Genomic DNA, 14,895 nt, shown 5'->3' on the forward strand with positions numbered 1-14,895 from the left:
GACGGCGGCGAGCCGCCCCGGCCCGCCTTCCCGGCGGGCGGCCATGCACTGCGATCGACCACTTCTTCGCGGCCATGAAAGTCCTTCGTTTTTGCTGCTGCCCCGCGGTAGCGGGCCGTGATACGGTTTGCGCAATGGATTTAGCAGAAGGATGCGTGTCGGGAACCGGGATGTCAACCCCGCGTAGGATGTGCGGGATTCACGACCTCGGGGCACGACAAGGGCGGAGAGGTGCATGGCTCAGCGAAGGGTGACGCTGGCGGACGTGGCCGAGCGGGCCGGGCTGTCCACCACCGCGGCCTCGCGGGTGCTCAACGGACGCGAGGGCACCCGGCTCTCCGAGGACGCGAGGCAGCGCGTGCTCGCGGCGGCCAAAGAGCTCGGCTACCGGCCCAATCCCGCGGCCCGCAGCCTGCGGCTGAACAAGACCGCGACCATCGCGCTGATCTCGGACACGGTGGTCACCACGCGCTTCGCGGGCGCGATGATCCGCGGCGCCCTCAACGCCGCCCGCGAACGGGACCACGTCGTGCTGATCACCGAAACCCAGGGCGATCCCGACATCGAGCGCGACGCGATCGACGCGATGCTGCACCGGCAGGTCGACGGCGTCATCTACGCGGCGATGTCCAGCAGGCGGATCACCGTGCCGCCCCAGCTGCTCACGCTGCCGACCGTACTGCTCAACGCCACCAGCAACCGCCGACTCCCCGCTGTCCTGCCCGCCGAAGAGGAAGCGGCCTACGCCGTGACCTCGGCAGTCCTCGATCGGGGACACCGGAACGTGGCGGTCCTCGGGCGCAACGAGGCGTACGAACGCGATGCTCACCTGTCCCTCGCGGCGAAACTTCGCATGCAGGGTATCCGGAAAGCGCTGGCGGATCACGGCCACCGGCTCGCCGCATCGGAGTACACCGAGGACTGGGACGTTCCCGGCGGCTTCGACGGCATGACCGCCCTGCTGCGCCGCCCCAACCGCCCCACGGCAGTCATCTGCATGAACGACCGGCTCGCCGTGGGCGCGTACAACGCGGCCAGCGAAGCCGGGCTGAGCATCCCCGCCGATCTCTCGGTCGTGTCCTTCGACGACGACCCGATCGCCGAAGCGTTGCGCCCCGGGCTCACGACCGCCGCGCTGCCCCATGAGGCAATGGGCCAGCTCGCGGCCGAGCTCGTGCTCGACGCGAACCCCGAACCAGGCATCCGCTGGGTGCCGATGCCGCTGCGCGAACGCTCCTCCGTAGCCCCTCCGGCAGGCTGAGCTGCGCCGCCCGCCGCTTGCCGATCTCACGCACCCCTGTGCTAAATCGATTAATCTAGGAGAACTGCGATGCTGCGCCTGCCTGATTCGTGGATCTGGGACAGCTGGTACACGCGCGACGACGACGAACGCCATCACGCGTTCTTCCTCCGCGCCTCTCGCGCCCTGCTCGATCCCGAGCGCCGCCACCGGCGCGCCTCGATCGGCCACGCCGTGTCCGACGACCTGCGCACCTGGGACCTGCGCGCCGACGCACTCGTCCCGTCCGACGGACCCGCCTGGGACGACCTCGCCACCTGGACCGGCAACGTCGTCCGCGGACCGGACCAGCGGTGGTACCTCTTCTACACCGGCGTCACCCAGTCCCGCGACCGTGCCGTGCAGCGCATCGGGCTGGCGATCTCCGACGATCTGGAAACCTGGCACCGCCACGGAAACAGACCGCTGGTCGAACCAGACCCGGCCTGGTACGAGGACCACGACGCGAGCGACTGGGCCGGCGAGGCCTGGCGCGACCCCTGGGTCTTCCCCGACCCCGCCGGAGACGGCTGGCACATGCTCGTCACCGCGCACGCCAAGGACGCCCCGCCGGGCAGCCGCGGCGTCGTCGGGCACGCCCGCTCGGCAGACCTGCTGCACTGGGACGTCGGTCCGCCGTTGACCGAACCGGCCGGGTTCGGCCACCTCGAGGTCCCCCAGGCCGCCGTCGTCGACGGCCAGCCGCTGCTGTTGTTCTGCAGCAACCTGTCCGAACGCGACGACGCCGACCAGCTGCTGTGGACGGTGCCCGGCGCCTCGGTCACCGGCCCGTGGGACCTGTCGCTGGCCCGGCCGGTGCCGGTGCCCAACCTGTACGCCCCCCGGCTCGTGCAGGACGCAGCCGGCTCCTGGTGCCTCCTCGGTTTCGTCGAGCGCCGCGAGGGCCGGTTCGCCGGCGAACTGTCCGACCCCGTCCGCGTCCGCTGCGCCAACGGATCCCTCACCCCGGTCAACCCGGTCCGGGACCGCCTGTCACTGCTCGAGACCAGGAGGCACGATGCCGCTCGATCCCTTCGCTGAATCCCTGCTCCTCTCGCTCGAACCGCTGCCGGAGCAGATCGACTTCCCCGCCTTCCGCGCGAAAGAAGCGGCCCAAGCAGCCGCTCTCGCCCAGCAGCTCGCACAACCCGGGCCCCCGATCAAGGAACGCCGCGAGGTCACCATCCCGGTCGACGGCGGAACCGTCGACCTCGTGATCCACCGGCCCATCGCCGACACTCGCCTGCCCGCCCACCTGTACCTCCACGGCGGCGGCTGGATCGGCGGCAGCGCCAAGAACCCCTTCATCGACATCCTGGGACAAGAACGCGCCGCAGGCGCCGGGTGCGTCGTCATCGCCGTCGACTACCGCAAAGCACCGGAACACAAATACCCCACCGAACTCAACGACTGCTACGCCGCACTGCTCTGGACCGCCGAGCACGCCGAGGAAATCGGAATCCGCCCCGACCTCATCACCGTCGGCGGCGGCTCCGCAGGCGCCAACCTCGCCGCGGCACTGACCTTGAAGGTGCGCGACGAGGGCGGCCCGCGGATCGCCTTCCAACTGCTCGAAGTGCCGTGCGTCGACCTCACCGGCAGCTTGCCGTCCCACCGGTCCAACGGCACCGGGTACGGCCTCACCACAGCCGACATCACGAGGCTGCTCGACTACTACCTGCCGTCCCCCGAGGAAATCAACGCGCCGTACGTCTCGCCGCTCCTGGCCCCCGACCTCTCCGGATTGCCGCCGGCACACATCATGTCCGCCGAATACGACCCACTGCGCGACGACGGCGAAGCATACGCACAACGCCTCAACGACGCCGGCGTCCCCGCGACATTCACCCTCGGCCGAGGCCACATCCACATCAGCCCTCCCTTCACGAAAACGATGGCGAGCGCACGAGCCTGGCGCGACGAAGCTGTCGCCGTCCTCCGCCAAGCACACCGCTCCCACTCGTCCTGAACGAGGGCCATTGGGATCAGGGTGAGCAGGTTCTGCTTCCACAGTTAAATCGCCTTGCGGGCCATTTCTGCGAATGTGTTGGCGCGCCGTTCGCCCGACGGGCCTTGTCAGTCATATTCACGGCCTTGCTCAGTTTTACTGGCTTCAGGCGAGGCGCGAGCAGGTCGGTGCCGGAGTCGCGCCGCAAGTCCGGTCTTCCGCCTCACCGGCAATTGGCGCTGGCAGTAGGCGCGCCAGGACGGCTCTAGTCGCGGATGGCTGCCCGGAAGGCCATTTTGTGGCCGATGACGTTCCCCAACGACCGGCCGGCGGAGGCGAAGTTCGACATGCCAGTTGTCTTGGAGAGGATCGAGGGGGCTGTGCTGCTGCGCGTGTCGGGCGACGTTGACAATGTGACGATGCCGCAGCTCAAGGCAGCGTTCCTGCGGCGCTGGCTGAGCGTCCGGCACCGCGTGTGATCGATTTACAGGAGGTGACGTTCTTCGGCTCGGCGGGGCTGACCTTGCTGGTCGAGGCAAAGAGCGGGGCAGAGGAGGGGACTTGGGTGCGCGTTGTTGCTTCGTCGGCGGCGTTGCGACCAGTGCAGCTGTCCGGGCTCGAAGGCGCCTGGAGATCTATTCCACCGCCGGTCAGGCGCTGGCCGATCCTCCTGGCCGTGTAGGTCGATGAGCGGCTGGCGAGCCTGGCAGGCGTGGCAGGCACACCACAATCGAGCGATATGCTTCGAATTCGGTCGTGCGAGCCTATAGTCGCCGTGCTCGGACAGGAGGTCGATGTGGGGTCGGCGAGGGTTTCGGCGATGTAGACGAGCTTGACGTTGAGGGCCCGCGACGGGCAGCTGCGCTGGTCCCGGGATCCGCGTGTGCTGCAATGCGCGTCGGCGGGCCGCCCAGACAGACCGAGTCTGCGGACAGGATTCCGGTTGTCCGCAAGGGTCCCGGCGTGCCTTGGCCGGCGGCGATGCGCTTGGGTTTGGTGCCGCCGTCACACGGATCGGGTGTACGGGTCGCGCACGTGGGGTGTGTAGGCCTTGCCTTCGTGGGCGTACCGGTCACGGCGGAGCTGGTCGCACATGGCCACGATCAGCAGCTCCGTGCGCGGCAGGTCCAGGGCGTCGGCGATCTTCACGACGGTGGGGATTGACGGCGCGGCCGTCATGCGTTCGATTCGTGACAGCCGTAAGCGGTCGGTGTCCGACAGTCGGGCGACGTGGGTCAGAGTGCGATGGTGCTTGGTGCGCCACAGGTAGAGCACTTCGCCGAAGCAGACCGCGGATCGGCGCGGGCTCGCGATGTCGGCCACGGTCGTGGGGCGGTGTTCCCGGCCGCGGTCTGAGTGCGAAGCTGGCGGGAAACCGCGGCCTGCGGCGATCACGAGCGAGTACGGGTCGGCTTTCAGGGCATAGGCCAAGGCGGCCGTGGTCCACAGCGATCGCAGTGGGGTGCGACCCCGTTCGAGGATCCCGATGGTGGAAGCGCTGATTCCGGAGCGGCCGGCGAGGTCGTCGATGCTCAGGTTTAACGCCTGCCGGTGCCTGCGCACGAACGCTCCCGCTGTCTCGACCGGTTCGCCAGCAGCATCCGGTGTGCCCGTGTCACCGACGGCGGAGCGGGGTGTCATGAGCGGGCCTCGCTCGCCGCGGGCGTGCAGGGAGGTTCTGTCGCCGGGGAGGGTGTGTCGAGTTCCTGGATGCGGTCGTTGATCGCCTGCCGAGAGTCGTTTGTGGACAGTGCGAGCAGGCGCAGGTCTGCGGTCAGTCGTCGGTAGGCTCCGTGGTCGGGGGCGAAGACGCCGGCGCTGTGGTGCGCGAAGTAGGCGACCGGGCCGGCGGATGTCTCGTAGCAGGTGAACGGGTGCCCCAGCGTCGGGCGGGCGCAGATTTCCGGTGAAAGGACGCGCACCCTGACCATGGGGTTCGCGTTTCCCAGTGCGCGCAGGAATCGGAGCTGGCCGAGGATGATGTCCGGTGCCGGGGCGGGGCCGGACAGGGCGGGTTCGCCGATGAAGATCTCGACTTGTTTCCTGCGCGATTGCGTGGTCGGGGTCTGCAGAAGCCGTCGCTGTGCCGCCTGGGCGTTGACGAACTCCCCGATCTCTCCGGGGGTGGCGCCGTGGTCTTTCAGGACGGCGCGTGCGTAGTCGGATGTCCACACAGACGCGGGTATCAGCGTGGGATGGTAGTCCACGAAGGACCTGGCGAGTTGGTTGAAGTGTTTTCGTGCCTCGGCATGGTGGCGGTGGTGTGCCGGTTGGAGGATGACCACGCTGGGGTCGGTGGTCCTTGCGAGGCTGGAGATGTAGGCATGGTCGTCTGGGCAGATGCGCAGGGCGCACAGGATTCCTCCCACGTGCTCGGCGTCGGGCTTGCGGACGCCGAGTTCCCACTGCGCGATTTGCGCGTGGTGTTTGTGGATCAAGTTCCCTACCTCGCGCAGAGTCATCCTGGTCGTGCTGCGTTGTGCGTGCAGGACGGCGCCGAGCAACAGGTGCCGCGGCGATGGCTGAGATGTGTTGTGGCTCTTCGTCACGAATATGTCCATGTTCTTGCGCTGCTGTCGACGTCGGACTTGCGCGGGCCGGTCCCGCGGCGGTGCGGCTTACCGGTTTCGCCGCCTGCGACCGGCGGAGGCGGCTGGCACCGTGCCGCCGGGGTGATTGCGTTTTGTCCGCCGTGGGGCCGGATGGCGACTTTTTCGCGCAGGAGCAGTCGGCGGATCGTGCCGTAGGAGGCGTGGTGGGTATCCGCAACGGTCTGGATGGTGGCTCCGTGCTGATAGTCGCGGACGACTTGCGCGACGTTGAGTTTGCGTTTCACCCCTTGTCGCACAGGAGGCATGGCGATGCCCTGCTGCCGGAGGATCCGGCCGGTCCAGCTCAGCGACAGCCCGTAGGCGGCGGCGATCCACGTGATCGTTTTGCCGTCCCGGTAGTCCTGCGCCATTTGTTCGTTACGGCTCTGCCGCTCAGGGATACGGGTCGGCATCACGGCAGCCGGTCCTCGGTGCGATCCCGCGACGGCTGGTGTCGCGGTGCGCGCGACCCTTCGCGCAATAGGTCCCGGTGCGTGCGGGCCCACTGTAGGGTGCCGCGCAGCACCACGTGCCGACACCCGCCGATGTCCAAGCCCTGTGGGAAGAACCTCCGCCAGCGTCCGGAAGCGACGTTTTCTTCGTAGGCAGCGACCCACGCGGTCAGCTCGTCGTTGCGGGTTGCGGCGGTGATTCCGGAGGATGCGGGGTCTTTCTCGAACCAGTCGCCGGCGTACATGCCGAGCACCAGGTCGTCGTCGGAGAAAGCCGACGCGAGGTGCTCGCGGATCCGGCGGCGGGCCAGCTCGCCCGGGCCGCGGACCTGGTACGGCTCTGCGGGGTCAGCGGCGAGCAGCGGTGGTGCCAGGCCGGCGATCTCGTGCAGTGCGCGGTTCGCGGCGGCGGTGGTCACGCACGGGATCGCCCACCAGGCGGTCCGGTCCGGCAGGTCTCCTTCGGCGATGCACGCGGTCAGGTCGCCGGTGTCCAGGTGCAGGGTCACCGCGACGCCTGAGGCGTGCTGTCGGCCCGGGAGGTGCCGGTGCAGACTGGTCGGTGCGGCTTCGTTGAGCAGTTGGATTCGTGCTTCGGTCGAGGGACGCGCTCCGGCGCGCCGCGGTGGTCTCGCACGGTCGCGCGCGTCCGCGTTGATCAGCGCGGCGGCGGCGTCGAATTCCCGGCCGTCTCCGGTGTGCGGAACGAAGGCGATCTGATCGAGCGCGGCGAGCGGGGCTAGTCGCCATCCTCGGGGATGCGGGTCGCGGGACGTGCCGGCGTCGGCGAACCACATCCGCCATGTTCGTCCGCAATGGTCGGGGGTTTCGTGGACGAAGCCGGGAGCGTCGTAAAGCCGTCGCCATGCCAGCGATGCGGTTCGGTCCCTCGCAACTGGGGTCCCGTGATCGGCCATCAGCAGCTGATCCGGCGTGTACTGGTCGGGCATTTCGTGAGTCCGTGTCTTGTGGTGGTCAGTTCCGTCGTGTTCCATCCGGTTGCCCTGTCGGTCGTGCGCGACCACACCGCGGTGACTGTCTGCGCGGCATCGCCGAGGCCGTAGAGGCCGCACGCGCACGAGATCGAGGCATCGGGTTCGTCAAAGTTGTTGGTGCAGAATTCCTTGTGGTGCGTGTTGCACGTCCAGCCGTTCGGACCGTGGACACTGGTGATCTCGAGGTAGGCGAGCCGGATCGTCCTGGGTTCGGCGCGGTCGGATTCCGCGTCCGCCTTGATTTCCTGGGACAAGGAGCGCAGTCCGCAGCGGCAGGCGTTCAGCGGGTCCCGTCGGCTCTCGTTGGCCGTTGCCGGCCTTCGGTGACCGAGTGCTTCCTGTCGCGGGACATCGTGTCTGTCGCGCAGACGGCGTGTCCCGGCGGTCTTTGCCAGTGGCTGCAATGGTTTCTCTCCTCCTGTCCTTTTCCGGCGGGCCACGCAGGATCTGGCACGGACAGCAGCCCAGCGGCTGCCGTCCGGACGGCAGCGTGCTAGTCCTTGCCGTCGGTTGCCCGCACCGGATTCGTCGTCGGCCGGACGGCCTCGGCGAATACCTCCAGGTCTTCCGGCCAGGGCGCTGGGGGTTCGGTCATGTCTGGGCCGTCGTCCTCAGCGGAGTCCATAGCCGTGTCCTTCTGCGCGTGTTGCGAGAACAGGTTGAGCGGCGGGCTCGGGTGGTTCTCGTCGAACGACCAGTACGTGTCGAGCATGTCGCGGACTGGCACCGAAACTCCTTGTGGCCCCAGGGGAACGGTGACGTCGTCGAGGACCTGCCACAGCGCCCGATCGGCCGGCTCGGGATCGAAGGCGGTGCCCACGGCGCGGCGGTGGCAGTCGATGGCCTTGGCGAGCATCCGCACGGCGTTGCGGTGCCGATGGTTCAGAGCGGCTGCTCTGTGGTTTTCGTCGGCCGTGGCGGCGCGTGTCTGGGACAGCCTGGTCTCGACGAGGCGTTTGAACACGGTGACGCGGCCACGCCACTGGTCGTATCTCTGTTCGTAGGGCGACGTCAGGTCGAGGCCCAGCTTGCTGCGCCGTTCGCTGCGTCTCGATCGTCGTGTGCGGAGGTCGTTGTCGATTCTGTGCTGTGTCGCTACCAAGATCGCCCGGACACGGCCGAGCAGCGGTGGGGCGATCAGGGACTCCCACAGCCCGGCTGCGTCCGGGCCGAGGTTGGCAAGCACCAGTTCTTCCAGTTGCTCGTCGCTGAGCTGGGTCAGCTTTGCGATGTCCGGAAGGACGTCCGTCGCGGCGGTGCGTCGACGGTTCCCTGTCGCTGAAGGTGACGTCAATTGGGCTCCTCCTGCGTGCTTGAGTGCGGGCAATCCGTTGTCCTGCCTCGGCCCGTGAGCGACGGCAGGAGACGGTTCTGGATGCGGTCACGGTGTCCACGCCCGCCAGGGAGCGCCTGCGGATAGGTCGCCGGACCTGAGCGCGTCGGCGATCATTGCCGGACGCAGCAATGCGACATCAGTCTCGCCGGCCCACCGATGCGCATGAGGCCGGCGAGCGGCGATGCGGTCGGTGTCGTCGAGCGTCACGTCAAACAAGAACGCCAGCTCAGACAACGAATTGGGCGGCTCTTTGCTAGCTTCGTGTTCGATCACGGCGCAGAATTCCAGTCCGGCGATCGTTCCGTCGATCTGGTCGCGCAGGGTGCGGCGGAGTGCGTGCTCGACTGGTTCGCCGTCGGGGACCGGGCCGCCCGGCAAGACGAGCGCGCCGGTGTCGTCGGTGATGAACAGGAGGTCTTCTTCACGGCCGATCAGCGCATAGGCCACGACACGCGGACCATGCTCGTGGATGGCGTCGTTGCGCATAACTGGTCTCCGATCACGTCGTGCGGGCTTCAGCCGATAGGTGTGTCCGGGCGAAGCTGGCGGACAACGCCGCCTCGGCTGCGCATGCGGATTCCGGACTCGGACAAAACCGGTGCACGAAGCCGTACGAGCGCCCGTATTCCTGGGGCAAACGAACGAATGCCGGTGCCTTCCTCGTTGTGGACGGAGGAGGCAGAGTTCCTGTCGCGAAATCTCCAGGTGCCCCCGGCCTCGGCGCAGCGCAGGCAACCCTCGCTGTTAGCGGGTGACCGGCAGGAGGTCGAAATCTCCGACCGGCCACGCGATCCCCGTGGCAATCCAGTCGTCCAGAGGGCGCGGGCACGTCACGGAGGGCAGCTCCATCTCGTCCGGTTGGCCCGGGGGTTCTGCGCGTCCTGGGGGAATTCGTGCCGCGTCCTGCGCGGTATGGGGCCAGGCGGTCACGGCTGCTGGCTCCTCTCCTACGCGAGGCGGGCACAGTGCCCGCCGGGAAACATTTGATGCACCACATCGGAACGAGGCCGCCGGGAGGCTCCCCGTCGGCAAGGCACATGACTCCGCATTCGCTGGTCCCGAGCCAGGTGTGTCCGCGGCACAGGATCCGGAGGAGCTTCTGCGAAACCTTGTGCATGACTGCCTCGCGGCGAAGAACGAAAGGGAGAAACCCGAGACACACCTTGTAAGACGCCGCAGGAGGGCTGGTCCCGGGCATGTCAGGCTGCCTTCAGCTCAGCGAGCAGTCGGTTCCTGTTGCGTCCGAACAGTTCGGCGAGCATGTCTTGCGCGGGCAGGCTAACGGGCAGTCGGCCCGTCGAGTACGAGGGAAGCTCCCGCAACCGAAGATCAGCCCAACATGCGAGCAGGTGCCTGGACCGTGCCAATTCCGCCAAGTCCAGAACCAGGATGCCATCGGTGGTCGCCTCGTTGTACACCCGCGCCCTGCCGAGGATTTTCAGGAACTTCGCTTCGCCTTCCGCGGTGCAGTCCCGCTCCCGAACGAGAATCGGCGCGGCAGTCTCGCGTGCGCGGTTGGTCTGCGTTGGCTTGTCGCCGTTGGTCATGACGCCCTCCAAGCATGCTGGCTTCGCCCGTGAACGCGGCGTGGCCAGCGAATCGACCGGGGCCGGCGATGCCGCCCTTCCTGCCCGTCCTTGATGAGCACCAGAACGGCACGCTGCATCTCGCACTGCCGTTCACGCGACTGCTGAACGATTCGAGCGCACGCCGCACACGGGGCACCGGGTGCCGAGATCGCAAGCGAGCACTCCAACTCCCGACCGCAGACGGCGACGAGGGCGACGCCGCGCTGGCGAGCGGCTCGAAACGCCTCATCGGTGATCTCGTGCTGCAGGCCATCGCGCCCGCATGTGTAGGGCGTGGTCCACAGGCGTCGTGTTGCTGGTCCGGCCATTCCGGACACCTCTCGTTCAGGGTGGAACGCGGCGGAGGCGACCGGTCGGGGTCAGCCGCCTCCGCCGCGGCAAAGGGGGCGGCGGACGGGAGAGGGTGCCTGGGCGTGCTGCTACGGGCAGAATGGGCACGCCGTCGGGCTCGACCGCACCCGTCCGCCGCCGATGTCCCCGGAAGGCGTGCGCGCCGTGCAGCAGGCGCAAGAGGCCGCCGGGGTGGCTGCTGCGTCGAAGCCGGACATTGCCGTCACCGATCAGTTTGCTGCGTCAACGGGTTCGATCAGGGCATTCAGTTCGTCGCGGATGATCGCGGCCGAACGCTCGGGCGGACGGTTGGAGCAGTCCACGGCCAGAGTGTGAAAACCCGCCTCGTCCAGCATTTCGTGCGCTTGCCGGTAGAACCTGGTTTCGAGGAGGCTGCTGCCTTGCTGGCGCTGGAATCGGTTGTGCGGCCCGCGTGCTTCCAACCGCTCGGCGATTACGTCGGGGTCGGCATCGAGGATGACCGCGAGGTCCGGTCGTTCGACCTCTTCGTTGAGCTGCCACAAAAACACCGGATCGACGCCATCGAAGCGTTGGACGACCAGCCCCGATGCCAGGAATCGGTCGGAGATCACGATGTGGCCAGCCTGGATGCGCGGCTTGATCTCCGTTTCCACGTGGTGGTACCGGTCAGCCGCGTACAGGCACGCGAGCGCGTGCCCGGTAACAGTCGGCGTCAGCTCGACGGCCAGCTTCCCGATCGGACCGCTCGACGGCTCCGCCGTCACGTGCACCTGCCGGCCCTCCGCGAGGAGCAGCTGTGCCAGATGCCGGACGATCGTCGTCTTTCCCGCTCCGCCCGGGCCGTCGACGCTGACGAGCAGGCCGCGACGGGGATCAGAAGAGGGACGGTTCATCGTCGCCTCCCCGTTTCGACTGGCCCCGGAGTTCCTCGAGTGACCGGCTGCTCGCGAGATGAGCGAAGAGCCGAGCGGTCACGATCGTGTCGTACTCCGCGCGATGCGGTTTCTGCATGTCGGCCAGCCCGTGGTCAAGCCCGAATGCCTCGACGAGCGAGCCGAGTTTGTAGCTCGGCCGGCCGGGCAGGAGGCGTCGCGCGAGCTTGAGCGTGTCGAACACCTCAGGGCATTCCCAATCGCCGAGTTCGCGTTCCAGCACACCGACGTCAACATGAGCGTTGTGGGCGACGAGCGCTGGGGCGTCCAGAGCTTTCCGCACCTCGGCGCTGACCTCGGCGAACGCGGGAGCCGCTGCTACGTGCTCGTTGGCGATCCCGTGGATCTGCTTCGCAAAAGGCGTGATCGGCCGGGGCGGCCGCACCAACCACGAGGCGGGATCGCCGAGGTGCCCGTGTTCAATCCGTACCGCTGCAAGCTCGACCAGGTCCGGCGGTCGCTGTCCGTTGCCCTCGACATCGACGACGACGTAGCTGAGCGCAGCCCAGTCGGTCATGCAGGAACTCCTGTCCATCCGATGTCGGCGCGACCGTGCCGGTGCGCACGGTGCGGATGCTTCACGTCGTGCACCTGGAATCCCAACGCGTGCTGCAGGAAGTACCGCGGCTGCTCGTTTTCCAGACCGGACACGACGACGGCCCGGTCAGAGATGTCTACGACGTTGACGCCGCCCGCCTCTGGCAACACGCTGGCGCAACGGTGTACGTCTTCCGCTCTTGGCACCCGGTGCGCCCCGGCGCATAGTTCGAGCTGGGACAGCGGGCAGATGTCGCAGAGCTCCCGGATGCCGTAGTGACCGTTGTAGTCGGGCAGGCCGTGCACGTACGAGACGGCGCAGGAAGTCTTGCGGAACAAGGCAGTCGAGCTGGCGAACGCGTCGAGCACGCGACGTTCCAGCGTTTCGGGCACGATCTTGCGTCGTGCGGTGTCCGGGTAGGGTTCGGGGAGGCGGTTGGCCTTGTAGTACGCGGCGATCTGGTCGCGGTAAAAGAGCCCGGTGAACACCGTAGCGTCGGCATGCGTGCTCAATTCGCGGGCCACGGCGAGATGCTGATCGGTGTCGTTCAGACCCGGGACGAGCGGACGCCAGTAGAGGATCGTCCGGTACATCCGCGATGCGGGCGCGCTCATCATCTTCAACGACTCGGCTGCGACGTGCGAAGGGTACGGTTCGATCTTCGGGTCGCCGATCCCTGAATAGGTGAACAGCAGCGTCACTTTGAGGTGACGAAGCTGGTTCAACCGGTCGATGTCGTAGGGCTTGAGCTGGTGGCGGGTGATGACCAGCACGTGATTGGTCAGTTCGCGCTCGTCCAGCTCTTCAAGCACCGCAAAGGTGTGCGGGCGGACCCTCGGCAAGAAGGGCTCAGTGGCCCGGTTGAACAACTGGACCGGCGTGACGTGCGGCCGGAAATACTGGTGGTGGACCAATTCTTCCACTGCTTGCGCATCGGACATCAGCGCAACCGGCTGATCCTTGTCCCACAACCCGTAGGTATGCCGGATGCAGTAGGCGCATCCCAGCGAGCATCCCTGGATGTGGTTCAGGCTCAGCCCGCTCTTGCGGTATTCGACCACCTCGCGTGCGCGGTCGGAGAGTTGGTCTATCCGGTCCTTGCTGAGCAGAGGTACTGGGGTGATCACGTCGCTCGTCTCCAAGGTCGGCCGGGGCGGACTCAGGGAGAGTAGGAGGAGATACGATCGCAACGGAAGCAAGTTGCTCATTGTTGCTCGCAACAAACGAGACCGTCGCCTATCAGTGCAACTCAGCGCTAGTCCTGGGGCAGCTGCCCTGCCAGGTCGTCCATGACGCGCGTGATGACGGCGCGGGCGGCCCGGCCGTAGCTTGCGACGGCGGCCAGCTCGCCGAAGACGTTCGAGTAAAGCTCGATCTCCTGGGGCTGGGCGAGATTGAGAGCCGCGGAGTATGTCTCCACTAGGACCTTTTCATCGTCGTACAACCAGAACCCGTGCCACGGCGCCGCGGTGTACTGAGTGTCGAAGCCGATGATCCCGAGCTTGACGTTGGGGAGTGCGGAGATGGAGACCAGGCGGTCCAGCTGGCCGAGCATGACCGGCACAGACGACAGCCGGAAGCGCAGAGCAGCTTCGGTGAGAACGAAGTGGAAGCGCTTGTCCGGCCGGTAGAAGATGTCCTGGCGCTTCATGCGGCCCGCGACTGCGTCGTTGATGTCGTTGGCAAGCTTGAAGACGCGGATGCTTTCCGCGAAGCGCGCGCGAGCGTACTCGGAGGTCTGCAGCAGCCCGGGAATCACGGTGGATTCGAAGACCCGGAACAGCTGTGTCTTTTGATCCAGTTCGGCAAGCGAGTTCTGTCGCGGCCGGATGCCGCCGCGCAGAATTCGCTGCCACTCGGCGTGCTGAACCTCCAGCGTGCGGAGCGAGGCGAGCAGCGCCGGTGCTTCGCCCTCGTGCCCAGTTGCCTTTGTCCAGGCCGTTATGTCGCTCTCGCTGGGTTTCTGCTTCCCGTTTTCGATCTTGGAGACCTTCGAGAAGTGCCACGACAGCGACTCCGCGAGCTTCCTGCCGGTCAGGCCGGCCTGTTCGCGCAGCTCACGGAGCCGACCGCCGAGCGCCATGCGCGCCTCATGGACGTTCGATGGGTCAGAGGCTTTGTTGCTTGGCAAAATCGTCCCGCCGTATGGCGTGATGCCAGGCAGCATCGCGCCAGTAGTTATGGTGCACTACCTGCTCTGGGTCTTCGACGACCTCACCGCCCAAGAATCCCATGTCATCGTCGAAGTGCATCCGAACCAGCTTGCGTGAGTCGAACAACCAGTAGTCGTGCTTCGGCAACCGGTCGGCAAGGCCGCGCGGCAGGTAGCGGATGTCCTCGCCCGCCCCGCCGGTGAACTGCGAACACCACACGCCGAAGCGGCTGTAGTCCGTGAGCGGCATCGAGACGATGCGCACACGGCTGAAGATCCGTCCCTTTGCCTTCGCCTCGCGGATCATGTCGAGCCAGCTCTGCATCCAAGGCAGGTCGTCCGGCTCGCCGGCGAGGAACTTGCGCAGCGACTCGTTCTCGTACGTCGCGTCGTACTGGTCGAAGGTCTCCAAGCGGAAAGCTGTGTGCTCGAAGGTGTGGAAGAGCTGCCTGAACTCTGGTCCCGGCTTGATCAGCTCAGTCAGCGTGCTCCTCCTCCGGCTTGTCCGACGCGTAGCGACGAGCATAGAACTTCAGGACGTCTTCGGGGATCTCGATCAGGGTCTCATGGTCAGGGACCGGGCCGATCGAGGCCAGCGCTTGCGGGTCCGTCACCTTCCATCCTTGTGCGATGTAGGTGACGCGGTCCGTCCGGTCGGTGGCGTAGAGCGTCGGCGAGTTGTCGACCTGCGATTCGGGGTCCTTGCCGAGGAACTTGACGTGCATCATGCCTCCGTTTCGAGCAACTTGCTTCTTGTTGCTCCCATCGTGA

Annotated in this window: 18 protein-coding genes; 4 read left to right on the plus strand and 14 right to left on the minus strand. The window is 66.9% G+C overall.

What is annotated here, in order from left to right; translation table 11 throughout:
• Positions 1-235 precede the first annotated feature (235 nt).
• The 4 genes from ATK30_RS31765 to ATK30_RS46490 all read left to right on the plus strand — a co-directional run bounded on the left by ATK30_RS31765 (position 236) and on the right by ATK30_RS46490 (position 3,706).
• The gene (locus ATK30_RS31765; RefSeq protein WP_037817322.1) at positions 236-1,261 is read left to right on the plus strand and encodes a LacI family DNA-binding transcriptional regulator; all 1,026 of its coding nucleotides are present in this window, start codon (positions 236-238) and stop codon (positions 1,259-1,261) included.
• A 69-nt stretch (positions 1,262-1,330) separates the two neighbouring features.
• Positions 1,331-2,320 (plus strand): glycoside hydrolase family protein, encoded by a 990-nt coding sequence (locus tag ATK30_RS31770; protein WP_078870641.1) that lies wholly within the window; start codon positions 1,331-1,333, stop codon positions 2,318-2,320.
• Complete coding sequence (locus ATK30_RS31775) at positions 2,298-3,248, plus strand: alpha/beta hydrolase (protein WP_037817323.1); 951 nt, start codon at positions 2,298-2,300, stop codon at positions 3,246-3,248. The genes ATK30_RS31770 and ATK30_RS31775 overlap by 23 nt, the downstream gene beginning before the upstream one ends.
• A 284-nt stretch (positions 3,249-3,532) precedes the next feature.
• Entirely contained in the window at positions 3,533-3,706 is a 174-nt protein-coding gene (locus ATK30_RS46490) for a hypothetical protein (RefSeq protein WP_199817961.1), read from the plus strand.
• 526 nt (positions 3,707-4,232) lie between these two features.
• Here ATK30_RS46490 and ATK30_RS31785 read toward each other — a convergent pair.
• The 14 genes from ATK30_RS31785 to ATK30_RS31850 all read right to left on the minus strand — a co-directional run bounded on the left by ATK30_RS31785 (position 4,233) and on the right by ATK30_RS31850 (position 14,849).
• Entirely contained in the window at positions 4,233-4,790 is a 558-nt protein-coding gene (locus tag ATK30_RS31785) for a transcriptional regulator (RefSeq protein ID WP_037817324.1), read from the minus strand.
• A gap of 74 nt (positions 4,791-4,864) precedes the next feature.
• A complete protein-coding gene (locus ATK30_RS31790) occupies positions 4,865-5,776 on the minus strand; it encodes a Scr1 family TA system antitoxin-like transcriptional regulator (RefSeq protein ID WP_037817326.1) in 912 nt (303 codons plus the stop codon).
• On the minus strand, positions 5,773-6,231 hold the full coding sequence (locus ATK30_RS31795) for a helix-turn-helix domain-containing protein (protein ID WP_199817962.1): 459 nt from the start codon (positions 6,229-6,231) through the stop codon (positions 5,773-5,775). The genes ATK30_RS31790 and ATK30_RS31795 overlap by 4 nt, the downstream gene beginning before the upstream one ends.
• Positions 6,231-7,220 (minus strand): hypothetical protein, encoded by a 990-nt coding sequence (locus ATK30_RS31800; protein WP_134662603.1) that lies wholly within the window; start codon positions 7,218-7,220, stop codon positions 6,231-6,233. The genes ATK30_RS31795 and ATK30_RS31800 overlap by 1 nt, the downstream gene beginning before the upstream one ends.
• Positions 7,187-7,519: a hypothetical protein gene (locus ATK30_RS31805; RefSeq protein ID WP_037817329.1), complete on the minus strand. Its 333-nt coding sequence runs from the start codon at positions 7,517-7,519 to the stop codon at positions 7,187-7,189. The genes ATK30_RS31800 and ATK30_RS31805 overlap by 34 nt, the downstream gene beginning before the upstream one ends.
• A gap of 239 nt (positions 7,520-7,758) precedes the next feature.
• On the minus strand, positions 7,759-8,592 hold the full coding sequence (locus tag ATK30_RS31810; protein ID WP_134662602.1) for a hypothetical protein: 834 nt from the start codon (positions 8,590-8,592) through the stop codon (positions 7,759-7,761).
• A 54-nt stretch (positions 8,593-8,646) separates the two neighbouring features.
• Complete coding sequence (locus tag ATK30_RS31815) at positions 8,647-9,087, minus strand: NUDIX hydrolase (RefSeq protein ID WP_037817333.1); 441 nt, start codon at positions 9,085-9,087, stop codon at positions 8,647-8,649.
• 713 nt (positions 9,088-9,800) lie between these two features.
• Complete coding sequence (locus tag ATK30_RS31820) at positions 9,801-10,148, minus strand: hypothetical protein (protein WP_037817335.1); 348 nt, start codon at positions 10,146-10,148, stop codon at positions 9,801-9,803.
• 602 nt (positions 10,149-10,750) lie between these two features.
• On the minus strand, positions 10,751-11,395 hold the full coding sequence (tmk, locus tag ATK30_RS31825; protein WP_037817337.1) for a dTMP kinase: 645 nt from the start codon (positions 11,393-11,395) through the stop codon (positions 10,751-10,753).
• Positions 11,376-11,951, minus strand: coding sequence for a 3'-5' exonuclease (locus tag ATK30_RS31830; RefSeq protein ID WP_037817339.1), 576 nt, complete (start codon positions 11,949-11,951; stop codon positions 11,376-11,378). Before ATK30_RS31830 ends, tmk begins: the two co-directional genes overlap by 20 nt.
• Positions 11,948-13,099 (minus strand): hypothetical protein, encoded by a 1,152-nt coding sequence (locus ATK30_RS31835; RefSeq protein ID WP_063697754.1) that lies wholly within the window; start codon positions 13,097-13,099, stop codon positions 11,948-11,950. The genes ATK30_RS31830 and ATK30_RS31835 overlap by 4 nt, the downstream gene beginning before the upstream one ends.
• Before the next feature lie 128 nt (positions 13,100-13,227).
• Positions 13,228-14,139 (minus strand): helix-turn-helix domain-containing protein, encoded by a 912-nt coding sequence (locus ATK30_RS31840; RefSeq protein ID WP_051172796.1) that lies wholly within the window; start codon positions 14,137-14,139, stop codon positions 13,228-13,230.
• Complete coding sequence (locus ATK30_RS31845) at positions 14,081-14,536, minus strand: DUF6879 family protein (protein WP_235146981.1); 456 nt, start codon at positions 14,534-14,536, stop codon at positions 14,081-14,083. Before ATK30_RS31845 ends, ATK30_RS31840 begins: the two co-directional genes overlap by 59 nt.
• 64 nt (positions 14,537-14,600) lie before the next feature.
• Positions 14,601-14,849, minus strand: coding sequence for a hypothetical protein (locus ATK30_RS31850; RefSeq protein WP_037817432.1), 249 nt, complete (start codon positions 14,847-14,849; stop codon positions 14,601-14,603).
• Between the last annotated feature and the right edge of the window lie 46 nt (positions 14,850-14,895).

Source organism: Amycolatopsis echigonensis, assembly GCF_002846615.1.
Lineage (GTDB): Bacteria > Actinomycetota > Actinomycetes > Mycobacteriales > Pseudonocardiaceae > Amycolatopsis > Amycolatopsis echigonensis.